This window comes from Streptomyces sp. NPDC047981 (assembly GCF_040653315.1).
Classification (GTDB): Bacteria; Actinomycetota; Actinomycetes; order Streptomycetales; family Streptomycetaceae; genus Streptomyces.
Genome location: NZ_JBEZNQ010000031.1, coordinates 20,053 through 42,284, shown reverse-complemented (window position 1 = coordinate 42,284; position 22,232 = coordinate 20,053). Strand labels below are relative to the sequence as shown.

Annotated in this window: 24 protein-coding genes, 1 tRNA gene and 1 pseudogene; 8 read left to right on the top strand and 18 right to left on the bottom strand. The window is 68.1% G+C overall.

The genetic code is table 11. The annotated features are described in order from the left end of the window. Positions 1–5: 5 nt before the first annotated feature. Entirely contained in the window at positions 6–1,058 is a 1,053-nt protein-coding gene (gene nrtL, locus AB0E14_RS20015; RefSeq protein ID WP_362419382.1) for an ArgS-related anticodon-binding protein NrtL, read from the bottom strand. Positions 1,059–1,549: 491 nt separating this feature from the next. Then, positions 1,550–1,906 (bottom strand): annotated as a pseudogene (locus AB0E14_RS20010) (response regulator); the annotation flags it as partial. Positions 1,907–2,074: 168 nt separating this feature from the next. On the opposite strand from AB0E14_RS20010, the gene AB0E14_RS20005 reads away from it, so the two are divergent. After that, positions 2,075–2,146 (top strand) — tRNA-Arg (locus tag AB0E14_RS20005). A 219-nt stretch (positions 2,147–2,365) separates the two neighbouring features. Here the strand turns inward: AB0E14_RS20005 and AB0E14_RS20000 are convergent. The 13 genes from AB0E14_RS20000 to AB0E14_RS19940 form a co-directional block, all read right to left on the bottom strand. Then, positions 2,366–3,739: a site-specific integrase gene (locus AB0E14_RS20000; protein ID WP_362419379.1), complete on the bottom strand. Its 1,374-nt coding sequence runs from the start codon at positions 3,737–3,739 to the stop codon at positions 2,366–2,368. Beyond that, the gene (locus tag AB0E14_RS19995; protein WP_362419376.1) at positions 3,736–3,924 is read right to left on the bottom strand and encodes a helix-turn-helix domain-containing protein; all 189 of its coding nucleotides are present in this window, start codon (positions 3,922–3,924) and stop codon (positions 3,736–3,738) included. Before AB0E14_RS19995 ends, AB0E14_RS20000 begins: the two co-directional genes overlap by 4 nt. Next, a complete protein-coding gene (gene repSA / locus AB0E14_RS19990; RefSeq protein WP_362419506.1) occupies positions 3,921–5,312 on the bottom strand; it encodes a replication initiator protein RepSA in 1,392 nt (463 codons plus the stop codon). The genes AB0E14_RS19995 and repSA overlap by 4 nt, the downstream gene beginning before the upstream one ends. Before the next feature lie 5 nt (positions 5,313–5,317). Next, the gene (locus AB0E14_RS19985) at positions 5,318–5,500 is read right to left on the bottom strand and encodes a hypothetical protein (protein WP_362419373.1); all 183 of its coding nucleotides are present in this window, start codon (positions 5,498–5,500) and stop codon (positions 5,318–5,320) included. Positions 5,501–5,593: 93 nt separating this feature from the next. Further along, the gene (locus AB0E14_RS19980; RefSeq protein ID WP_362419370.1) at positions 5,594–6,136 is read right to left on the bottom strand and encodes a GGDEF domain-containing protein; all 543 of its coding nucleotides are present in this window, start codon (positions 6,134–6,136) and stop codon (positions 5,594–5,596) included. Between the two features lie 5 nt (positions 6,137–6,141). Continuing rightward, positions 6,142–6,459 (bottom strand): SpdD-like protein, encoded by a 318-nt coding sequence (locus AB0E14_RS19975; protein WP_362419367.1) that lies wholly within the window; start codon positions 6,457–6,459, stop codon positions 6,142–6,144. Positions 6,460–6,470: 11 nt separating this feature from the next. Continuing rightward, on the bottom strand, positions 6,471–6,629 hold the full coding sequence (locus tag AB0E14_RS19970) for a hypothetical protein (RefSeq protein ID WP_362419364.1): 159 nt from the start codon (positions 6,627–6,629) through the stop codon (positions 6,471–6,473). Between the two features lie 20 nt (positions 6,630–6,649). Continuing rightward, complete coding sequence (locus AB0E14_RS19965; protein ID WP_362419361.1) at positions 6,650–6,841, bottom strand: mobile element transfer protein; 192 nt, start codon at positions 6,839–6,841, stop codon at positions 6,650–6,652. A gap of 5 nt (positions 6,842–6,846) precedes the next feature. Next, the gene (locus tag AB0E14_RS19960) at positions 6,847–7,023 is read right to left on the bottom strand and encodes a hypothetical protein (RefSeq protein ID WP_362419358.1); all 177 of its coding nucleotides are present in this window, start codon (positions 7,021–7,023) and stop codon (positions 6,847–6,849) included. 21 nt (positions 7,024–7,044) lie between these two features. Then, on the bottom strand, positions 7,045–7,746 hold the full coding sequence (locus tag AB0E14_RS19955; RefSeq protein WP_362419355.1) for a DUF2637 domain-containing protein: 702 nt from the start codon (positions 7,744–7,746) through the stop codon (positions 7,045–7,047). A 76-nt stretch (positions 7,747–7,822) separates the two neighbouring features. Then, the gene (locus tag AB0E14_RS19950; RefSeq protein WP_362419352.1) at positions 7,823–7,999 is read right to left on the bottom strand and encodes a hypothetical protein; all 177 of its coding nucleotides are present in this window, start codon (positions 7,997–7,999) and stop codon (positions 7,823–7,825) included. Positions 8,000–8,085: 86 nt separating this feature from the next. After that, on the bottom strand, positions 8,086–9,441 hold the full coding sequence (locus AB0E14_RS19945; RefSeq protein WP_362419349.1) for an FtsK/SpoIIIE domain-containing protein: 1,356 nt from the start codon (positions 9,439–9,441) through the stop codon (positions 8,086–8,088). Between the two features lie 2 nt (positions 9,442–9,443). After that, the gene (locus AB0E14_RS19940) at positions 9,444–9,800 is read right to left on the bottom strand and encodes a hypothetical protein (protein ID WP_362419346.1); all 357 of its coding nucleotides are present in this window, start codon (positions 9,798–9,800) and stop codon (positions 9,444–9,446) included. Between the two features lie 148 nt (positions 9,801–9,948). Here AB0E14_RS19940 and AB0E14_RS19935 point away from each other — a divergent pair, with 148 nt between their 5' ends. The 3 genes from AB0E14_RS19935 (at position 9,949) to AB0E14_RS19925 (ending at position 12,271) form a co-directional block, all read left to right on the top strand. Beyond that, positions 9,949–10,317, top strand: coding sequence for a winged helix-turn-helix domain-containing protein (locus AB0E14_RS19935; RefSeq protein WP_362419343.1), 369 nt, complete (start codon positions 9,949–9,951; stop codon positions 10,315–10,317). A gap of 234 nt (positions 10,318–10,551) precedes the next feature. Next, a complete protein-coding gene (locus AB0E14_RS19930; RefSeq protein ID WP_362419340.1) occupies positions 10,552–11,766 on the top strand; it encodes a helix-turn-helix domain-containing protein in 1,215 nt (404 codons plus the stop codon). A gap of 19 nt (positions 11,767–11,785) precedes the next feature. Continuing rightward, complete coding sequence (locus AB0E14_RS19925; RefSeq protein WP_362419337.1) at positions 11,786–12,271, top strand: NUDIX hydrolase; 486 nt, start codon at positions 11,786–11,788, stop codon at positions 12,269–12,271. Between the two features lie 146 nt (positions 12,272–12,417). Here AB0E14_RS19925 and AB0E14_RS19920 read toward each other — a convergent pair whose 3' ends face one another. Beyond that, positions 12,418–12,669, bottom strand: coding sequence for a hypothetical protein (locus tag AB0E14_RS19920; RefSeq protein WP_362419334.1), 252 nt, complete (start codon positions 12,667–12,669; stop codon positions 12,418–12,420). 687 nt (positions 12,670–13,356) lie between these two features. Between AB0E14_RS19920 and dcm the strand changes: the two genes are divergently transcribed. Continuing rightward, on the top strand, positions 13,357–14,589 hold the full coding sequence (gene dcm, locus AB0E14_RS19915) for a DNA (cytosine-5-)-methyltransferase (protein WP_362419331.1): 1,233 nt from the start codon (positions 13,357–13,359) through the stop codon (positions 14,587–14,589). On the opposite strand, the gene AB0E14_RS19910 is transcribed toward dcm, so the two are convergent. Next, positions 14,547–15,245, bottom strand: a complete 699-nt coding sequence (locus AB0E14_RS19910) for a hypothetical protein (RefSeq protein ID WP_362419328.1) — start codon at positions 15,243–15,245, stop codon at positions 14,547–14,549. The genes dcm and AB0E14_RS19910 overlap by 43 nt on opposite strands. 1,689 nt (positions 15,246–16,934) lie before the next feature. Between AB0E14_RS19910 and AB0E14_RS19905 the strand changes: the two genes are divergently transcribed. From AB0E14_RS19905 to AB0E14_RS19895, 3 genes are all read left to right on the top strand, one after another. After that, positions 16,935–17,723, top strand: a complete 789-nt coding sequence (locus AB0E14_RS19905) for an alpha/beta fold hydrolase (protein WP_362419325.1) — start codon at positions 16,935–16,937, stop codon at positions 17,721–17,723. Positions 17,724–17,872: 149 nt separating this feature from the next. Next, entirely contained in the window at positions 17,873–19,414 is a 1,542-nt protein-coding gene (locus tag AB0E14_RS19900; RefSeq protein ID WP_362419322.1) for a right-handed parallel beta-helix repeat-containing protein, read from the top strand. Between the two features lie 126 nt (positions 19,415–19,540). After that, positions 19,541–20,551 (top strand): DUF5954 family protein, encoded by a 1,011-nt coding sequence (locus AB0E14_RS19895; protein ID WP_362419319.1) that lies wholly within the window; start codon positions 19,541–19,543, stop codon positions 20,549–20,551. 54 nt (positions 20,552–20,605) lie between these two features. Here the strand turns inward: AB0E14_RS19895 and AB0E14_RS19890 are convergent, their stop codons facing one another. Further along, positions 20,606–22,168, bottom strand: a complete 1,563-nt coding sequence (locus AB0E14_RS19890; RefSeq protein ID WP_362419316.1) for an HNH endonuclease — start codon at positions 22,166–22,168, stop codon at positions 20,606–20,608. Positions 22,169–22,232: the final 64 nt, after the last annotated feature.

Genomic DNA, 22,232 nt, shown 5'->3' with positions numbered 1-22,232 from the left:
CTCTTTCAGATGTGTTCGGGCGCGGAGATGCCGAGCAGGGCGAGGCCACCGGCGAGCACCGTCCCGGCGGCTTCGGCGAGCGCGCGCCGGGAGCGGTGGGCGGCCGAGGGTTTCTCGTCGCCGAGGGGCAGGACGGTGTGCTGGAAGTCGAGCAGCGCGTCGGCGACGACTTCGAGATGCCGGGCGACCCGGTCGGGGGCGCGATGGCGGGCGGCAGCCGCGAGCACGGCGGGGTGATCACCGAGGGCGCGGGTGAGGGCGGGGGCGGGGACGGTGTGGAGGGGTTCGCCGGCTTGGGTGTGGAACCCGAGCTGTGCGGCGCTCCGGGTCAGGGCGCGGGCACGGGAGTGGGCGTACCGGACGCGGAAGAGCGGGTTGTCCTCGTGCTGCCGGAGGAGGGAGGGGCCGACGGAGGCGTGATCGTGGCCGGCGGAGGCGAGGAGCCCCCAGCGGGCGGCGTCGGGCCCGAGGGTGTCGAGCAGTTCGCGGGGGGTGTGGCGTACCGGGAGGGGGGCGATGTCGGTGGGCAGGTGCCCCCGGGCCCCCTGCGCCTCGATCCGTACGTCGAGCTCGGCCCAGTCGGGGTCGGCGGCGTCCTCGCAGGCGGTGCGGACGAGGTACCCCTGGGAGACGAGGATCCGCCGCACGGCGTCGGCGGTGACGGCGGCCCGGACGTCGGCGCGGTACACGGGCTGGGCGACCTGACCGCTGGGCTCCAGGTGCCCGTACCGGAGCCCGCTCCGCAGAACGTCCCGTACGAGCCCCTGCTGGGCGGTGTCGTCGAGACGGAAGTTGAGGAAGCCGGGCCCGGTGATCTCGACGGCGGCGATCCCGGGGCTGCGGTGGAGCCGCTCGCGGAGGATGGCCGCGACGTCGAGCGGCGGGCGGCGGGCGGCGCGGGCGAGGGTGAGGGCGACGTTGCTGGCGTAGTCACCGCTGCCACCGGGCCGGGGCCGTTCGACGGCGACGCGAGAGGGGACCTCCACCTGGAGCGCACCGTCGTCGACCGCACGGCGCACGGCGTGCAGCACGGTGAGGGAGAGGTCCGCGGGGGTCACGGGACAAGCGTATGGGAGAAGGGGGGTCGGAACGCGAACCGGTTTCGCGATGCGGTCACCGGGGGTGTGGGCGGGCATGGTGACGGGGCGCCGAGACCGGCTCCGGAGAGGGGTCGCGGCACGACGAAGGGAAGGGCGAACCGCCGTCGCGGCGCGGCGATGGAAAACGGGGGGACGCACCGCCGTCGCGGCGCGCCGACCGGGCCCCTCTCCTACGGACAGCTGCTGCCGGCGCACCCGAGCCCGCGGCGCCCGGTGTCCTGCCGCTCGCCGGCGACTCGCGTCTCGGTCCGGTTGTCGCCTCGCTCGTCGACGCGGTTACCGGTCCAGTCGTCTGGCGCGTCGGTGTGAGGGTCGGTGCGATGTCCGTCGACGGACTCGGGCTGGACGTTTCTTCCGTCGACACCACGGTCCCCGCCGCGTCTTCCATCGACCCCCGACGGCCCCTCCTGTCCGCCACGCCGCTGTCCGGGCTCCCGCCGGTCACGGTGCATGAGCTTGCGTACGACGCGCACGAGCTCGGCGGGTTCGAAGGGCTTGGCGAGGAAGGCGTCGACGCCGACGGCGACACCGCTGTCCATCTCGTACTGCGTGCAGGCGCTGACGATGGCGACCGGCAGATGACTGGTACGCGGATCGGACCGCAGTCTCTCGGCGGTACGCAACCCGTCCAACCGGGGCATCACGACGTCGAGGGTGACGACATCAGGCTGCACCTGATGCACGACATCCAGACACTCGGCACCATCGGCCGCGGTCACGACCTCGAAGCCCTCAAGCTCGAGATTGACCCTGATCAACTGCCGGATCACCCGGTTGTCATCGACAACGAGCACCCGACCGGACATGCCTGACACACGACGAGAGTAGGTCGCGCAAAGAGGCTGCGTCCGGGTTTTGCCCACTTCCGACCCGTGAGGGGGAACGGGGGGTCGGTGACTCGACGGAAATACCTGTTCACAGGCACGGCTCGGATGCTGGTAGGGTTCTACCCGTCGCCGCCGAACGCGGCGGACGCCCCCGTAGCTCAGGGGATAGAGCAACGGCCTCCGGAGCCGTGTGCGCAGGTTCGAATCCTGCCGGGGGCACTTCGCAGGAAGTGCCTAAAGACCCCGCCACCAGCGCTAATGCTGAGGACGGGGTCTTCTTGCGTGTGCAGCCGTGCGCCGCTCGAAGCGGCCGTATGTCAGGGTCCGTGGACTATTTGTGGACAGGATCTTGGGGCATCGACGCAGGTCAGTCCAGGGGAACGACAGAGGCCCCCGGACAGGTCCAGGGGCCTCGGAGCGTAGCGCGTTTGACTGCTCTCACTCGTACTCGCGGAGCAGGTCCTCGATGCGCCGATTCGCCACTTCCTGACGGCCGTCGAGGCACTTGGCATACCGACTCAGCAGCACCTCCACGCTGTTGCCGGCACGCTCGGCGACCTCTGTGGCGTCGACACCCGCGTTGAGCCACGTGGAGAGCGCCGAGTGCCTGAGGTCGTACGGTCGGCGCGCGAGCGGGGAGGCGACCACTGCCGGCGGAAGTGCGAGCTCTCGGGCTTCCTGCCAGGCCCGGTAGTACGTCGACGAGGAGACCACTCCCCCGGTCTCGCTGAAGAACAGCCGCCCGTCGCCAGCGGTGTCGAAGGTCTCGATGTGCTCGCGGAAGATACTCACGAGCTGGGGAGGGATGGGGACCCGGCGGACGTCCTCGTTCGGGCGGTTCTTCAGCCCGCGGTCGTCGTGGCTCTCTCCTGAGTCGGTCCACTGCTTGCCCACACTCGGGCGGGTCCGGTGCAGGAGAGCGGAGCCCCATCCGGAGGCGGGGAGCGTGAGATCCGGCTCGGCTATGCCCACCACTTCAGCAGGTCTGAAGCCCCCGAAGTACATCCCGGCAAACAGGCCGACCAGACGCCGGCCGCGAGCTCGCCGATAGCCCCCGATGTACGAGACGGCGTGAAGGAGGGACCGGGCCTGCTCCGGGTTGGCCACGACGCGGGGGTCCACCTCGCTGGACACCTTGGGCTTCTGCCACCGGATCGAGGCAAGGGGATTCTCCGGGAACTCCCCCAGGTCCACGGCATAGTGCACGGCGTTGACGAGGGTGCGACGCTTCCGGCGTACGGTCTCAGCAGCCGCCGCGGTGCCGTCCAACTTGAGCTTGAGCGAATCAAGGACCGCACGCCCGATCACCGGGTCGGCCAGGTCGGAAAGCGGCCGAGAGGCCTTGGCGACCCAGTGCAGAACGTTGCCGATCTCTGTCGGAAGTTCGCGCTCGTCAGGCCCGGGGAGGACAAAGGCCCAGTTCCGCAGAGCCTTACGCAGAAGCCCATCCGACGGGCGTCCAGGACGCTCATCGAGAAGTGCCGTGGTGACCGATGTCAGCGATTCGTTGATGCCGTCGCGGGTGTTCGGTGCCGCATGTGGCCACTTCATGGCAAGGTACTGCAGGGCGAAGGCGTACCAGGTCAGGGCCGACTTCTTCTCCTCCATGGAGCTGGGGAGGCCGGATTCGGTGTCGAATTCCTCGCCGTCACGCGCGGCCCGCATCAGCTTGGAGCGATAGTTGTCGGCGAGCGCTTTCGTCCTGAATGACTCGGGGAAGACCCGACCGGCGACGGCCCAGCGCACGTCGTAGGACGGCTTCTTGGTGTTCCGCTTACGAACACTCCAGATCTTGACGTCGAGGGACTTCACGCGGCAGCGACCTCCAGGTTGCGGAGCCATGCGCTGAAGTCGGATCGCCACACTCGAAGCTCGCCATTGGGCAGCTTGAAGGCTGCAGGCCCCTGTCCCAGCTCCCGCCACCGATAGAAGGTCCGGCGCGAAACGCCACCCAGCTCGGCGAGAATCTGCGGCACTGTCATCAGCTCGTCTTTCATGTGAGCGCTCCTTCCAGGGCGAGTTGGTCGCGTAGTGCTTCGCGGGCGGTTTCGCGGTTGAGCTGGATGTCTCGGGCGATGGACGCGGCGAGCGCGGCTTCGCCGGGGGTGTGGCCTTGGCCGGCGTACGTCCAAGAGGTGAGGACGAGGACGGTGTCCGGCTCGATGTCGTCCAGGCCGCGGGCGGTGCGTTCTTGGGCAGCCCGGTAGTCGGCGCGGCTCTGGCGAAGGTCGCCCAGGGTGGTGGAGTACTGGCGGGACTTGGTGGAGAAGTGGCCGCGGAAGCCGAGCATGTGGGCCCAGGCAAGGAGTCGGCGGTCGGGGTAGAGGGGGTCGAGGTCGAAGCAGGCTTCGACGAGGCGCCGGGTGTGGTCAGGGACGCCGAGGAGTAAGAGTGCTTCGCGGTTGCCGATGCGTCGGTCGAGGCTGCCGGTGGTCTCGGCGGCTTTGGTGGCGTACTTGGCGATGTAGGAGGCGACAGCCTGTTCGGTGATGTCGGCGCCGTCCCCGAAGGCTTTGACGGGGCGGATGTCGAGCTGGGTGCCCCAGCGCAGGCGACGTAATGGCTGGTCGTCGACGGCAGGGACGGTGACGGTCGTGTACGAGTGGGCGGCAGCCGCCTGGATGGCATGGGTGAGGAGTTCAGTGGTGGCCCAGGCCGGCGGAGGAGCGGCGGGGCCATCAGGGCCGTCGAGCCGGATGACGGCGTGGAAGTGGACGGCGCCGCGCTTCTGGAATTCGGCGACCTTGCCGTAGGAGAGCCGGAGCACTTCCTTCAGGGCCCGTTGGGAGAGGCCGGCGTAGGCGGCGATCTCGCGGCGGAGTCGCTTGGCGAAGCGGTCCCAGAGTTGTCCGGCGTGGTTGTTGAAGAGCACGGCGCCGGCGTAGTCGTACGACTCGGGGGCGAGCGGAGTTCCCAGCTCGGGCGAGTCCTCGGGGTGGTGGGTGCCGCAGCGGCAGGGCCGTGTGCCGGGGCGGTTGTGGACGGGGCCGAAGGACGGCGCGGTGAGGGTGAGGAAGACCCGCGGGTGATCTCGAACGGCGGCGGGGATGTCGCGGCGGTCGTCCCCGGCGAGGCCGGCGCGAATGAGGTGGTAGGTGTCGCCCGCGTAGGTCCAGGCGCAGGCCGGGCAGCGGGAAGCCCGCCGGTTGCCGCAGGCGACCCGGAGCCGACCACCGGGCTCGGTCTCGGTGGAGTAGCGGTGGAGGGTCTCGCCGCTGGTCTTGTCCTGGGTGAGGGTCCAACCCTGGAGGTGGATGGGGTTGGAGCAGCCGCCGGTGCGGTGGATCTGGTCTTTCCAGCGGTCGAAGCCGGGGGACCCGGCCACCGTGAGCATGTCGCTCAGGGTGGCCGGGTCCAGGCCCGCGAAGGTCGCGGTGTTGTTCAACGTGGTCACTTCCCGGCGCGGACGAGGACGGCCGGGGCGGTGCGGGTGCCGACGCCCTTGCACACAGGGCAGGTGGCCGGGAGGGTGCGGCGGTTCCCGTCCGGGCTGATGCTTCCGGTGGTGATGTGGACGACGGGGAAGCCGTCGCAGTGGGAGCAGACGCGCGGGGTCGGGGCCTGGGGCATCATGGGTTTTCCCTTTCGGGTCCGTTGGGGTCTGGAGTGGGGTTGAGGCGCCCGGGGCGGCGGAAGTTTGGCGACCGAGGCCGCTCCGGGGGCCGCTTAGCGTGTGTTGCGCCTGCCGTGGCCCTTGGCCACATACATCGCGGCGTCAGCGGCCGAGAGAGCGTCAGTGAGCGTCGGGACCGGCAGCTGCTCTGGAGCGCAGTAGCCGACCGATGCCGAGACACGAAGGGCATCCCCGTTATGGGTGACCGGCTGGTCCAGTGCGGACCAGAGGTCGAAGAGGTTGGCGGCGCCGAGATTGGTGATGATGGCGGCGAACTCGTCTCCGCCGAGGCGGGCGGCGATGCCGTGGTGTCCGCACCAGTTGCTCAGCCGTTGGGCGGTGGCGGTGAGGACCGCGTCTCCGGCGGCGTGGCCGTGGGTGTCGTTGATGGTCTTGAAGTCGTCCAGGTCGACCAGGAGCACGAGCGCACCCGGGTGCCTGGCCATGAGGCGTTCGGCGCGGGTGGTCCATCCGGCTCGGGTGTGCAGGCCGGTCAGCGGGTCGCGGCGGGCGGTGGCCAGGCGGCGGGCGAGCAGGCCGCCGTGCAGGGCCCAGCCGAGGGCCGGTAACCCGGCGGCGATCGTGTACGTGTCCATGCCGGTCACCGGCCCTTCTGCATGTCGCGCACGAGCAGCCGCAGCACGACCGCGATCAGAGCCACGGAGACGCCGGTGATGGCGACCGCCAGGAGCATCGAGACCAGGACGGCGCCGACAACCAGGACGACCGCGCCACCGCCGGCGGCGAGGGCGACCGCACTGCCGGGGGTGAGCTGAACCGTCGTACGGGCCGGGGCGACCGGGGCCGGGGTGCGGTCGTGGTTGGCCGTCGGCTCGATGGCGGTGGTCGGGGTGGGCTGGATGGGCGGGGTGACGATGCCGGTCGGGAGCGGGTTGACCGGGACGTGCGGTCGGAGCATGGCGGTTCTCCCTACTGGTTGATCGTGGTGTCGATGAGCGGGGCGAGGACGCTGTCGGCGAGGAGGTAGCCGCCGAGGAGGATCACGGCGACGAGCCACCAGGGCGGGCGGATGAGCTTGATGCCGAGGGCGCCGACGACGATCAGGGCGAGCCAGAGCGGGACGTCCATGACGCGGTTCTCCTTCGCGGTTAGCGGGGCTTGCAGCGGTGGGTGCGTGCGGCGAGCTGGGCGGCGGACTGGTTGGAGTAGTCGGCGGACCATCCGCAGTCATCGGCGGTGCAGGCGGCGGTGTGCTTGGTGCGGCCGTGGCGGTCGCGGTGGGTGCCGATCTGCACGGGGCCGATCCGCATCACGGAGTGGAAGAAGTCGCGTGCGGCCATGGCGGTCAGCCCTCCCGGGTGAAGTCGTCGGCGTGGTCGGTGAGCCACCGACGGATCTCGGCCGACTCGAACTCGTCGGCAGCGGCGATCACCGGCTCGGCAGTGGCCATGGCGTCGACGAGGCGGTTGTTCCGGGTCAGTTCGGCGGCACGCTCCAGGGCGCGGCGGGTCGAGTCACGCATGATCGAGTTCTCCTTTGCTGGTCAGACGGCGAGTTGGGCGGCGATGGCGTCGGCCATCTGGGGCGGGACACCGAGGCGGGCGCGCAGGGTGTCGGTATCGATCGGCGAGCCGGTACGGCTGTGGTGGTCGTCGGCGACCTTCCGGGCGTGAGCAACCAGCGCCGGCGGAACAGCGACGGCCGGGGGTACGGGGCTCGGTTCGGTCGCCGGGTCGGGCTCGACGGCGGGCAGAGCCGGGACGGGAGCGGGCTCGGGTTCCAGCTCGGCGGTGTCGTCTGGCTCGACGACCGTTTCGACCGCCGGAGACTCCACGGGGTCCGCGGCAGCGGTCGTCGGCTCTGCCGTGGGGGCGGGGGTGTGGGCGAGGAGGGTGCCGCCGAGGAAGGCGAGGGCTGGCCATCCGGCGACGAGGATGCGCAGCCAGTCGGGTACGTCGCCGAGGTCGAGGAGTCCGGCGGTGGCCACGTTCGCCCCCAGTGAGGCAGCGAGCGCGACGGTGAACCAGGTCCAGGCCGAGCGGGCAGACACGCCGGCCGCCCGGAGGGTCCGGAGGCGGTGCCAGGCGGCGACGAGCAGGAGGTCGACGGAGACGGGGTAGGCCCACGCCTTCCAGCCGGTCTGTCCGGCGGCTGCGGCCAGGTCGTGGAGGTGGGCGAAGGACAGGGCCCCGGCGATCACAGCCTGTACGAGGACGGCGTCCACGCGGATGGGCGCGCGCTTCAAGGGGGTTCCTCCTTCCTGGGGTTGGGGCCGGGACAGGGGCGGGGCACTGGTTGGCCGGCCGCCCGGTCCCGACGGGTCAGGTGGTGGCGTGGCCGGTGCCGAAGCAGGACAGGCAGAGCGCTGCCTGACGGTGCTCGGTGTCACGGCGCTTGCGAGTGCCGACCTGCACGGTCTCGGTGGTCTCTCCGACGCCCTTGCAGTCCGGGCACTCCTTCGGCGCGACCTTGCGGGCGGGGCTCTTGCGAGCGGCCATGGCGGGCGCTTCCTTCCGGTTTCAGGCATGGGTGAGGTAGGGACGTGGCGCGAGGGCGGTCACGCCGACCGTTGTGCGGCGAGTGGCTAGGCCGGGGCGGGGGCGGTTTCGACCGCCGGGGCCGGGACCTTGACCAGGCTCGGCAGGACGGGCCGGAAGGCATCCAGAGCGGGGATCTCCGGGGCGCGGTGGGCCTGGGAGTTCGCGATGTTCACTGCCCGGCGGAGGGTGAGGTGTGGGGTGCGGATGCGGACCCAGCCGCCGGAGGAGTCCCCGGCGACGGCGGTGCCGGGCCGGTCCGTACGGATCTGGATGGTGGCCAGGACAGCGTCCGGGGAGATGTCACCGAAGGCCATGCTCGCCGAGGTCTCATCGTTGACGCGGTGGGCGGTACGGCCGGTGAGCTGGGCACGAAGCATCGTGATCCCCTTGCCGAGTTCAGAGCCGAAGCGCTGCCCGCAGATCTCCAGATAGATGCCGGCGGCGCGGCCGAGCTGCGCGAGCCGCACCAGGGCGGTGATGATCCGGTCCCGGCGCTTCTCTTCCTCCTTCGTGGCGAACAGGGCGAGTTCGGCGACCTCGTCGACCACGAGGACGATCGGGGTCGGGCGCAGGTGGTCGGGCAGGTCCCAGATGTCGGCGGTGATCTCCGCGTCTGGTACGTCTGCGCTCAGCCGCTGCTCGCGGCGGATGAGCAGGTAGACGTCGGCCATGTGCTCGACGAGCACGTCAAGCAGCTCGGCGGCAGTGTCCGGGTTGTCAGCCAGGGCAGTAAAACGGCGGGCAAGCGGGGCGAGTTCCACACCTTGCTTGCAGTCGATCCCGACCAGGGCGACATCCAATGTGGCGAGGCCGGCGACGAGGTTGCGCTGATAGACGGACTTGCCGGACTGCGTGGCTCCGACGTTCAGCGCGTGCGGGCTCTGGCGGTAGTCGCGGTAATAGACCCCACCGTCCTCACGCATCGCGACCGGAACCCGCATCACCCCCGTAGTGGCGACCGCGGGCATATGGACGCGCTTGAGGACGTCGTAGCCGGTCATCCGCAGCTCGACCACACCGGACCTGATCTCTCGGGCGGTGACGTTCTGCATGACGAATGAGTGCCGCAGTCGGTCCGAGGCGGCGGAGAAGTCGAAGGCATCCTGACCGGGCCGCAGCTTCACTCGCAGCACCAAACCAGTCCGCGTCGGCCGGAGCCGCAGAATCCGAGGGGACCTGGGCTCAGGGGTGGGGCGGTTGGCCATGCGTGCGACCGCGAGGCGGAAGCGAGAGGGCGGGACGGTCAGCCCGCACGCGTCCATAACCGACCCGTACCGGACGAGGACCCGGACTACGGCGAACAGGACGCCGAAGGTCATCCAGTACCAGGCCGGACGCTGCCACCGCAGCAGCAGCGCGATCGTGGCGACCAGCGCCAGCGAGACCCATAAGGCGGTCATGCTCAGGCAGCCTTCGAGTTCGAGGTGCCGGCGGCCAGCGAGGTGACGGCGACTGCGCGGAAGCTGATCCCGTGCCGCTTCTGGCCGTTGAACTCGTTCTCCCACGGCCGAGCCACGACACCGGTCAGCGCGACCGGGGTGCCCATGGTCAGCTCGCCGGAAATGCCGGGCTCAGGGACGGTCAGGCTCAGGATCTCGGCGTTGCCGTCCATCACGAACATGACGTCGACCGTCATCATCGTGGCGCCGGTTTCGCGGTCGGTCGCGACCTCACCGGTCTGGCGGTTCGCGATCTTCGGGGCCGGGGGCTGGGCCACCATCACCATCGCGGTGGAGGTGTCGACAGGGATCTGACGCATGAGCGCACTCCTAGATCGTTTAAACCTGACGCACTTAGTACGTCATCTTGGATAGAGGATGAACCTGTCCTACTTGGCGTGTCAAGTGGTTCCTCGACTTGGATCTGTGCGATGTGCTGGACTAGGCACCAACACACTGAGAGGGTCTATGGCCGACTTCACCGGTCGCGCTGCGTACTTGCAGATCGCCGACGAGTTCAAGCGCTTGATCCAGGACGGGAAGCTCCTGCCGGGCGACAAGTTGCCGTCCGAGTCCAAGCTGATGACTGATCACGGCGTATCGCGCACCGTCGCACGCCAGGCGATCGCTCGGCTGAGAGAGGACGGCTACGCGATCTCCCACCAGGGAAAGGGCAGTTTCGCCGCCCTCCCGGGTGAAGGCCATGGCCAGAAGCGCAGTCCGGAGTTCGAGCAGATCACTGAGTACCTCTCGGAGGTTCGCCAAGAGGTGCGACGCCTCGCCGAGCGGATGGATCAGCTTGAGGACTTGGTGAGGCAGCAGACGCGAGCGCGGTGATCACCGCGTCTGCTCGGCGACTCAGGTCCGCGAGCTCCAAGCCAAGGCCTCTCATCTCGTTGAGCAGGTCTAAGTGTTCTGCTGGGGTCAGTGCCATCGTGGCCCCCTCGTTGCGCATTCCGTCTGACAGCCCCTCGGGTAGTCAGCAACGCTAGGGCTGGTCCGAAGCACTACCCCGGAAAAACTCTCCGGGGTCACGTGAAGAGGCGGGGGGAAGCTCTTCCTATGCGAGGAATGACGACGAACCTGACGGTCGGCGAGCGAGTCGCCTGGTACCGCCGCCGGCGCGGCTTGTCACAGGAGGTGTTGGCTGGCCTCGTCGGGCGCACGGTCGACTGGTTGAGCAAGGCCGAGAACAACCGGCTGGAGTTGGACAGGCTCTCAGTGATCAAATCCCTGGCAGACGCTTTGGACGTGTCTTTAGGTGACCTGCTCGCCGAACCGACCTTGATGGACTGGACGTCCGACAGCGGCACCCGCACGGTGCCGGCGCTGCGATCTGCGCTCATGAACTATCGGCAGCTCACTCCACTTCTCGGCGTGACAACCGAGGGGGAGCCGACTCCGCTAGACGAGCTGAGAGAGAACGTCGCGGAGGTCTGGGATGCCTACCAGGGATCGCGGTACGGATTCGCCACGCGCCGACTTCCGCTTCTGCTTGCGGATGTGCTCATCGCGGCCCAGGCGTACGACGGCCAGGACCGTGACCAGGCCCACGAACTGATGGCTATGACCTACCAGGGTGCTGCCATGGTGCTGACCAAGCTTGGTGAAACGGACCTGGCTTGGATCGCTGCAGACCGCGGATTGGCGGCTGCTCAGCAGTCCGGCAACACCGTGGTCACAGGGTCACTCTTCCGCTCCGTCGCGCACTGCCTCCTGTCCAACGGCCGCTTTGACGCTGCTGTTCAGCTGGTCGGCGATGCCTCGGACTACCTGCGCCCCGGCCTCAGCGGCGCGGGCCCCGACTTCCTGTCGATCTACGGGACGCTATTCCTCGCCGGTTCGATGGCCGCAGCACGCGCGGAGGACCGCACCACCACCAGAGACTTTCTTGCTGAAGCCGACCGTGCGGCACGTCAGCTGGGGCGCGACGCGAACCACGTATGGACCGCATTCGGGCCAACCAACGTGGCGATCCACCGCGTAGCGACGTCAGCCGAGCTGGGAGACATGCAGGTCGCCGTCGACCTAGGCCCGCAGATCGACACGAGTGGGCTGCCGACCGAGCGCCGGACACGGCACAACCTCGAAATGGCCCGAGCCTTGAGCGCACACAACCGCGTGGACGACGCCCTCGCGAAGGTTCTCGAAGCCGAACAGTGGGCACCGGAGCAGGTCCGGAGCCACTACCTTGCGCGAGAGCTTGTACTGACCTGGGTGCGAAGCCAGCGCGGCAGGCCGACTCGTCACATGGCCGATCTCGCCAACCGGCTGCGCGTCATCTGATCTAGGTACGCTCAGCCCCATGGCAGCGAACGAGCACGAAGCAAGGATGGCGCACCCGCGTATGGCCGCGGGTGCGCTCTTCTTTGATGCCGCCGGCCGGGTTCTCATGGTGGAGCCCACCTACAAGGACTACTGGGACATTCCCGGCGGCTACGTCGAGGCAGGCGAGTCGCCTCTGCAAGCGGCTGCTCGTGAGGTCCGCGAAGAACTGGGCATCGAACCTCAGCTCGGGACCCTGCTGGCAGTCGACTGGGCTCCCAGCGCTTCGGAAGGGGACAAGGTCCTCTACCTCTTCGATGGTGGCCAGCTCTCAGCGGAAACGCTGGACCGCATCGCCTTGCAGGCCGACGAGATCAAGAGCTTTGCGTTTCTCACCCCGGACGAGGTCCAGGCGCGCACTATCCCTCGTCTCGCCCGACGGATCTCAGCGGCCATGGAAGCCCACGCAGTCGCGACCCCGGTGTACCTGGAACACGGAACCCGTCCTGACCGAGACGCGGCGTAGGGAGCTACGTCGATGGCGAGGCTGCACTCATTCTGTCGCGGCGGCCGTCGAGTCGAATGGCATGACCCAGACGCACCGGGTTTGTGGCCCCGCAGGATCTGCGCCGGTAGCTGATGACGAAGGGAGACCTCGGCTCGCGGTGTCGATCACTCGTAGAGCGTGGCTGCGTAGAGCGCCTGGGCGAAGAAGTCCCAGCTGCCATCTGCCGGGAACTCCTTGCCGAAGTTCCGATACACGCCTGGAGCATCATGCACCCATGCTGCGAGGGCCTCCAGGAATCGTTCGAGTGTGTGGTTCTCCCACTCGTCGCCGTGGCGACGGAACTCTTGGTGCAGCTCCCTAAGGAACGCGACGAGTTCCTCTCTACTGCGGACCTCGTTGTCTGGTGTGAGTGACATAGCGGCAACCTACTGGGGCGGTGCCGAGCGCTCGACACCGGAGCACTGACGGGGAGCGCGGTGAGAGTTTCTCTACTTCATCAAGGGCACCCGCCGCGCACGGCGCGGCGCGTGCGGCCCGTCGCCCGGGCCGCCGCTCCTGTCTGCGCCCCGCTCCGGCCCGGCCGCCGGCCGCACGCCTGACGGCTCGGGTTGATGGGTGGGGAACCACGATGCGGCCTGGGCGAGTGCGCGAGGTGCACGTCAGGGACATGCCTCCGGCGGGGGCGCTCAGGCTCCGGGATGGCGGGGGCTCCCATTGCGGGTGCGGCTGCGTGGATGGCAGGGGCGGGGATTCCCATCCCGTCTGCCATCGACCCAGGACAAGCCCAGCAGACACGGCACCGGGCGTCCAGGTCGTTCGTCCAGTTGGGCGCTCCACCTGGACGCCCGGCACCGCGCCCGCTCCACGTACGTGTGGGTCGACGGCAGACGGGATGGGAATTACGGGGTGCGGCGAAGTCCAGCGACGGAGCCCACCGGCGTCATGATCATTCACACAAGGCCTTGCTGCCGATCCATACCCCAGGGGCTTCGCTCGCGGAAACCCTGCGGGACGCGCGAGTACGCCAGGACATATCCCCAGGTCAGAGCCGCCACCGCCTCACACAGCTGACAAACGCTCCGGCGTCTCGTAAGATTCGCAGCATGCCCGAGCCCACTCAGCAAGACAGCCTCTTCGACACCTCCGGTACGTCGGAGGCACCCGAGGGGCAGGTCGTGCCGAGTCGGATTCGGACGACCTCCCCCTTCCACCAGCCGCGCGACCTGACCGAGGCGCAGCGCGAGAAGTTTCGAAAGATGTCGCGCGAGTCACGGGAAGCACGACGCTCCGCATTGGCTGGTGAGGGGCCTGCTCCACTACACGCGATCAATACGCCGAACTTCCGCCCGCTGGACCTGATGCCGCAGCGCGAAGCCTCGGGTATGCACGCCCTCTCCCTCTTCAGCGGCGGGGGCGGGCTGGACCTCGGCGTAGAACGGGCCGGCTTTGGCCACACGGCCTCATTCGAGATCATGCCGGAGGCAGGTGACACGCTACGGAAAGCCCGTGACCATTGGGCGGTCTTCAGCGGCAGCGAGGGCGACGTCCGCGGAGTCAATTTCAAGCAGTGGCGCGGCGAGGTGGACCTCCTCCATGGAGGCCCTCCGTGCCAGCCCTTCTCCAACGCAGGACGACAGCAAGGTCACCTGGATGAACGGGACATGTGGCCTCAGTTCGTGCGCGCCGTAAAGGAGATCAAGCCAGCCGCCTTCATCGGCGAGAATGTGCCCGCACTGGCTAGCCCGAAGTTCTCTGAGTACGTTGCAGATAGCATCCTGACTCCCCTTTCTGCCAACTATCACATTCAGAAGGTAATCCTTCAAGCCAGTGACTTCGGCGTCCCCCAAGTTCGACGCCGAGTATTCTTTGTAGGCTTTCGCGCCAAGAAGACCGCAAACGCCTGGAACGCGCCTGAACCCACGCATTTTTGGGGCGACGCTTCCATCGGCAGCGAAGCCCGCTGCATGGGACTCCGCGAGGCGCTGGGCCTGCCCGACATCGGAATCGACGATCTCTCGCCAACGATCCGAAGCAGCTTGACAGGCCCGCGGCACACGACCTCGATCCTCAATAGCGTCGCTGCACAGCGCAAGTTTGAGAGTCTGGAGATCTGGCCCAACGGCGTGGCGGCGGATCGCCCATCCGCCCGAGCCTTCGTCGCCAAGAACGGACACTTTCGACTGTCCGTACCTGACGTGGCGCTGATTCAAGGGTTTCCGGAGGATTGGCCATTCGTAGGCGCCACCTATATGGCTCTCGGTCAGATCGGAAATGCTGTTCCGCCGCCACTCGCCTATGCCGTGGCATCTTCGGTGATGGATGCTCTCTCCAAGTAATCCTTAACCAGACGCCGGAGATTCATCGCTGGCTCATCCGTAATCTTAGGTAGCTCCGCGATGTACGACATCGGAATGTGTGGATTGTTCAGCGTGGCCCCGCGAGACATCACATAGAGACAACGCTCCCGCATTATCTCGACCATTCGATCCAAGGAGTACCGCACTTCTTTGCCTTCAGTTAGGTCTCCTGCCTGCAGGTACTGCGCCGCAGACCACTGGTTCTTCATGACCCACTTGGCTTCGTCCCGGGTGTAGTAATCCTTCTCCCCGAGCAGGTCGACGACAGCATCCCGCCCCACACCTTGCGCGGCGTGCAGCGCGAGCGAGATATCGGGGCGCACATACTGCTCCTTGCCGGAGATCCACGGGACCATGGCCTCGGGCGAGGCGTAGTGGGTGTATAGCAGCCGCTCCCCCCTGGCGTCGTACACACCGAAGAGCCAGTGCATGTTCTTCCATTTACTGAAATGCCCCTGCCCGAGATCCCTGACTGTCGACACGCCCTTGCGCGTAGCCGACTTCAGCTCGAACGAAATAGTCTGCCCCTGTACGGTCAAGTAGGCATCGATATCAGATCGCTTGCGGTCTTCTGGGACCTCAAGGTTGAAGCGATCGATCATCTGGTTCTCGCGCTTGTCGTCCTGGACGCTCATGATCCGCATCATGACATGAGCTCGCGGCCTCGATGATCGATTGAGGCGCATACGTCTTTTATGGCAAGAGTTCTACTTGTCGGATTTGAGGAACCGATCACAAGCGCCCGCCCCTGGCGCCGTTGCTGGTCACGCACTGCCGCTCATGGGCTCCACGTCCGTGCCGCCATCGCGGGAAGATCGGAGGAAGTTGGCGAGCTGTAGCGTCGATGCCCTGCCTGACATCCACATCTGACATCAACGACGGCGTACGCCCACGGTCCCCGGCAGCTTGCCCTGCCCTCGCACCTGCTGCCGCGGCGTGCCGTGACATACCGTTGATCGAACTTACAAAAACAGTGGTCCGGAGGGTCCTCAGACTGGGCGTGGCCGAGGAGCTTCCCAGCCTTCGTCGGCAAACAGAGCTCCTCGTCCGCCGGGGCGGGGAACGATGAGCATCATGACGAGCGATGACGACAGGGAAGCAGCGAAGCGCTTGGCTAGTCGGGCGCACGAAGTAGGGCGGGTGTCTGGGCGGAGGCACTGGCGCAAGATGTTTCGGCGGGTGAGCCGCGGGCGGCTTGGGCGGCGGAGGGGATGGACGAGCGTGCCACGGTTAGAAACGCCATGGCAGGACACCATCTCGGGAGAGCGGGGCGACGACTGGCGTCAGCGGGCAGCCAACCTGGATGGTGACTTCGCATTCAGCGTCGACTACCAGGTCTGCCGGCGCTGTCGGCTTGGGTGGGTAGAGCAGCCTTACACGCTGCCGGAGTATCAGCGATGCGGTCTGGCTTCCGCCGGCCTCGCCGCGCTGCGGATCGAGCTTCCAGGCCTGTCATGGCACACCCTGGGTGGGCACCTACGCGATTCCAAAGGATTCTGGGCGGTCATAGGAGCCGACGTACCCGGTGGGTATCAGCAGCTCAGCCTCTGTGCCCACGTCACCACCGGGTGACGTCCGGACAACACCTTCCGCTAACGTGCGGCCTATTCGTGGACCGACAAGGCTCGGAATGATACTCGTAGGTCGCTGACCTGCGGAGACTCGTGAGACGCACGGGGCCTCCGGAGCCGTGTGCGCAGGTTCGAATCCTGCCGGGGGCACTTCGCAGGAAGTGCCTAAAGACCCCGTGATCAGTGGAAACACTGAGGACGGGGTCTTGTTGTATGTGCGGGCGTGCGACAGGGGCCGTGGACGCTCGTGGAGAGGTTCTCGGGGCCGGCCCCACGACGAAGGCCCCAGGTAGGGACAGGGGACTCGAGGTCGGTGGAGGGTCTGATGACTCGCAGGAGGGCGCTGGGCTCGTCGCTCAGTTCAAGCTCGTAAGGGAACCCGAAGGAGCCGAGGAGCCGCCCCAAGTCGTCGAGGCGGGCGGGCTCGACGTCGCCGTTGAGCAGGACGTCCGAGCCCCCTCCTGCTGGCGGCAGACGCCCGCCGAAACAGGTTCAGGCGACAAGTGGGCCTGGGGCGGACCGGAACTGATCGGACGTGTGCTGCCCGTCTCGAGGGCGCGATTCTCGGCCTTCATCTCTGGGGTACTGACCCGACAGGGCTTCGTACGGCCGTTCAGGAACCCTGGGATCGATGGGTTCGGCATGGTTCTGTGCGTTCGGGAGAGCGGGGGTGGGGCGCTGTTCCGGTGAGTGGCTCGACTGCCCGGGGGCCGACCGGTAGTGGGCTTGGGTGGTGGGGCCTAGCCTGGGGGTATGGCTGTGGTGCGGGTCGGCGGGGTCGATGTCGCTTATACGCGGGCCGGGCAGGGGCCGCTCGTGGTGCTTGTTCATGGGGCCGCCGTCGACGGGCGGATGTGGCAGCCGCAAGTCGAGGCGTTGGCGGACGAGTTCACGGTGGTGGCCTGGGACGAGCCGGGGTCCGGGAGGTCCGGCGCGCTGCCGGCGGGCTTCGGGCTGGAGGACTACGCGCGCGCCCTTGCCGCGGTGATCGAGGACGTGGGGCTCGGGCCTGCCCAGGTCGGGGGGCTCTCGTGGGGCGGGACGGTGGTCCTGGAGCTGTACCGGTGGCGGCCGGACCTGGTGCGGTCGCTGCTGATGGTGGACACGTACGCCGGTTGGAAGGGTTCGCTGCCGCCGGAGGAGGTCACGGCGCGCGTCGAGGGGGCACGGCGGATGCTGGCGGCGCCCGCGGATGCGTTCGACCCGACGCTGCCCGGGCTCTACGCCGCCGGTCCACCGGAGCGCTTCGCGGTGCTGCTGGACGCCATGAACCGGGAGGTTCGGCCGGAGACCCTGGCCAGGCAGCTCTCGCTGATGGCCGAGGCCGACGAGACGGACCTGCTGCCCCGGATCACGGTGCCGACCCTGCTGCTGTGGGGCGAGCTGGACGCCCGCTCCCCGCTGGACGTCGCGCATGCCTTCCGGGACGCCATCCCGCATGCCGAGCTGGTGACGATCCCCGCTGCGGGCCATGTGAGTAACCTTGAGGCGCCGGAGGCTTTCACGGCAGCGGTTCGCGCCTTCTGCCGCGCGCACGCGTAGCCCATCGCGCCCGTTCCCCGCACCCTCACCGCGACGAAAACACAAGTGCTCGTCGATCCGTGCATGGACTGGGTCGGAAAGGGCGTGGAACCGTTCGTTCCTGTCATCGACGGTTACGTAGCGACCGATCAGACAGGGAGAACCAGCCCATGCGGATGGCCAGTTGGGGCGCGCGAGTGGTGCTTGCCGTGGTGGTGGCGGCAGGGGCGGTGGGGGGTCCGACCGCGCACGCCGGGGAGCGGCACGGTGGTGCGACGTACTTCGTCGACTGCGGAGGTGGTTCGGACAGTGCGTCCGGGGCCTCGCCGGGGTCCGCCTGGAAGTCGTTGGAGAAGGCCAGCGAGCGGGAGTACGGGCCCGGTGACCGGGTGCTGTTCCGGCGCGGCAGTACCTGTGTCGGGGTGTTCGCGCCGAGCGGGTCCGGGGCCGAAGGGGCGCCGGTGCGGGTGGACGCGTACGGGAAGGGCGCGAAGCCCCGTATCCAGGGGGGTGGCGCGCGGGCGGCCGTGTTGCTGGAGAACGTCGAGCAGTGGGAGCTGCGGAATCTCGACGTCTCCAACAAGGGCGCCGCGCCGGGGCCGGACGAGCGGCGGGCCGGCATCCTGTTCCGGCTCACGGACTTCGGCACCGGTAGGCACTACGTCGTCGACGACGTGGACGTGCACGACGTCAACGGCTCCGACCACAAGGATCCCGATCCGTCGGGCGGGATCCTCTTCGTCGTACGGGGTACGGCGACGCCGACGCGCTTCGACGGGATCACCGTTTCCGACTCGACCGTCAAGCACGTCGACCGGACCGGCATCTCCACCGCGTCCAGTTGGGGCAAGCGGCCCGAGCACCCGCTCAGCGGTGCGCCCGGCTGGGCGCCCAACACCGACATCACGATCCGGGGCAACGAGGTGGTGGACGTCGGCGGTGACGGCATCGTCCTCCAGCACGGGCACCACGCGCTCGTCGAGGACAACTACGTCGACGGGTTCAACATGCGCTCGGCCGGCTACAACGTCGGCATCTGGGCGTGGAACTTCGACGACGCCGTGTACCAGTACAACGAGGTCACCGGCGGCCACGGCACGCTCGACTCGCAGGCCTTCGACTTCGACGGCGGGAACAACCGCAACGTCTACCAGTACAACTACAGCCACGACAACGAGGGCGGCTTCCTGCTCGTCTGCAACGCCACCGGCATGACATCGGCCGACAACGTCTTCCGGTACAACGTGAGCATCAACGACCGGAACACGTGGAGCCCGCCGTACGGCGTGATCTCCGTCGTCTGCCCCGCTGCCACGACCGACACCCAGGTCTACAACAACACCGTCGTGACCGACCAGGAGGGCACGGCCATGGTGAGCGACAACGGCAAGGGCGGGGTCACCTTCCGGAACAACGTCTTTGTCAGCACCGCCGAGGGCGGCTCGCCCATCCGCGATGCGCTGAACACGTACGACCACAACCTGTACGTGGGTGTCGGTGCCGTGCCCGCGAGGGACGCCCATGCCGTCACCGCCGATCCGGAGTTCCTCGACGCCACACCGGACCGGCCGAGCGATCTGCGGCTGCGGCCCGGCTCCCCCGCGCTCGGCGCCGGTGTGACCATCCAGAACGCCGGTCGGTACGACTACTTCGGCAACCGGTTGGAAGGGTCGACCGACATCGGCGCGTACCAGCGGCCGGGGCTGCGATAGCCGCCCCGGCCCGGGCCTCTCGCTCGGGCTCAGTCGGCCCTTGGGGCTCTCGCTCGCGATCCCAACAGGTTGGAGTGTTGGGATGATTCGGTCGCGGGCGGTGCGGTGGGTCGCCACCATGTGTGTATGGCTGATGACTGGAAGCAACGGCGCCTCGATCGGATTCACGAGGAGCTGGTTCGTGGTGGGGACCCCGTGGCGTGGGTGCGGGAGGCGGACGGGGTGGAGGCCTCGTTGCTGTATCCGCAGCTCGCTCTGCGGGGGCCGCTGTTCGGGGTGGCGGTCGAGCGGGAGCACGGGTGGGAGGTGGTGCGGGAGGTGGGGGCCGGCATGCCGCAGGAGGCCCGGGACAGTCTGAACTCGCTGCTGTGGTTCCGTGCCAAGGACGACACCGACGACCGGGACGTGCGGCGGGATCTCCTGGCGGCCGTGGCGATCCTGGAGAAGGAGCCCGTCAACGAGATCGTGGCGGTCGGGGAGCGGTACCGGATCGTGCGCGCGGACGAGTTCGCGCGGAGCGGGGAGAGCGGGCTCGAACCGCCGCGCGCGACCGACCCGGACGCCGCCGAGCCCGACTGGGACCACCGGAGCGGGCCGCCCTCGCCCGACCTCGGCTTCGTGCTCTCCCCCGAGCGGGAGGACGGGCTCACCCAGGAGGCCCTCAAGCTGGGGCTGCGGGAGTTCTCGTACGCCGGGAAGCGGTTCCCCGAGCCCATGCGGGACGAGTCGCTGCGGGCCGTCGCCACCCACCCCGACATCGCCCTGCTGCCCGTCGGGTTCGGCGTCGCCGAGCGGCGGGGCGCGGGCTGGCGACCGGCGGGAATGCTGCAGCCCACCCCGCACGAGGCGCGGCGCTCGCTCTACATGGGGATGACCGAACTCTGGTCCCTGATCTACGAGTTCGGCGAGCACAAGACCGAGCGCTACCGGCTGGCCGGCGAGGAGTTCCGCGCCGCCGGGCGGGCCAACGAGGTCCGCATCGACGACCGGCTCTTCCGGATCTGCCGCGTCGAGCGGCTCGTACGGTGCGGAGAGGACGGACCCGAGGCGCCCCGCCCCTCCGACATCGACCAGTACGGGCCCATGAAGATGCATCCGACGATGGACCTGGACGGGGTCCTTCATCCGGAGAGCTGAAACTCAGCTGTGCTTGAAGAACTCCACCTCCGCCACAGCTATGTGCCGGCGCGGTCAGGTCAGCGGCTGGGTATCGAGCGCTCCGGTCACCGCGCTTTTGCCACAGAGGACGCGGTGGTACTCGACGTGTTCCGGTTCGATCCGGTGCCGGGGGTGGAAGCGCAGCGCGTACAGAAGCTCGTCGTCCCGAGTGCGCCGGACGTTCCACTCCGGGTCGATGTAGATGACGAGCCGGTCGAACTGCTTGTGGTGATTGGGGCAGAGACACAGCATGTTGCTGAGCTGGTCGGGTCCCTCATGAGGGCTGCCGATGCCCTGGATGTGAGCGGCCTCGCTGTAGTGGCCGACGAGGTCCTCCAGCGGCTCCGAGCACACCTGGCAGGTGTCCCGATGCCACTTCTTCACCTGCCTTATCAGCTCCGGGTTCCGCTGGGGACGCGTCCCCTTGATCGCACTGCGCTTCACCGGGCCGCTGCTACCACCGGGCACTTCGGTGGTGTCGCCCTCGGGCCCGTCGGTCTCCCCACTGGCGCTGAGATAGCCGCCGAGTCCGACACGCGCAAGCACCAGTGCCCGTTCCGCGGCCGAGAAGTACGTCGACGTCAGGAGGTTGACCGCCTCCGCCCGTAGACGTGGCTGACGGAGCAGGCGAGCGGCTGAGCGCGCGAAGCCCGCCTTGGCCCTCGCCGTACGAAGAACGCCGGGACCGGGGTCCTTGATGTCCTCCGAGATGCCCTCCACCTCCCAGATGCCGCTGCTGCGCAGCCGGGAGAAGGGGTAGTGCGGGGTCACACGAGACCCGGTCCCTCCGAAATCCGTGAGCAGCGAGCCGACTTCGCGTTCGAACTCGCCCCAGGGTGCGAGTCGGTCCTCGCCTGCCTCCAGGCGCCTCATGGACCAGAGCAGGGCAAGCGGCTTGTGCCGAGAAGGACCGTCTTGGCCCGTGTGCGTCCTGAGGGCGCCGAGCGCGTGGAGCAGGACCTGTCGCTCCAGCTTCGTCTCCACGGCGGTCTGCGGCTTCCGAGGAACGGGCAACTGGGCGACGGCAGGCATCGACGGAATGTCCACCCGGTCGAGCAGACGCGCGCGATCAGGGGCCGAGACCAGTTGCATGCTCCAGAGCTTGTCGTTCGGCCCGTCGATCTCGGCCAGCAAGGGCATGGCGTCCGCGGTGAACTCGACGACGTCTCCGAGGGCGATCATGTGTTCCCAAACGGCACCGTCGTCGTTGGTACCCCAGATCCTCCTCGCGAGGTCCACGTGGCGGAATTTCTTGAGGATCGTCGCTCGCGCGATGAACTTCTTCTCGCCGTAGAACAGGACCTCGTCGCCGGCCTTGCACTCTCGCACGGCTACGCCCTTGGCATCGTTCTCCTTCTTCGGCGTGACCGCACCCCAGAAGCGGGCTATGCCACTGGGAAAGAGTTCGTGCAGTTCGGCAGCGCTTTCGCCGAGAACGTCGGCGTACTCCGGGTCCGACAGGCGGATCCCCTCGCGGACCGAATGGCGAAAGTGCTTCGGGCCTCCCGTTCGTGCCGTCCCCCGAGGCTGCAGGAGCCACTGCGTTCCGGCTCCGGCCGATCGGTCCTCGTGCCGGCTCACCCCGTCGATCGTCATGAGAATCAGGGTAATCGGGGGCACCGACAGCACCGCCGAGCCTGATCGATTCTCGTCAGGCAAG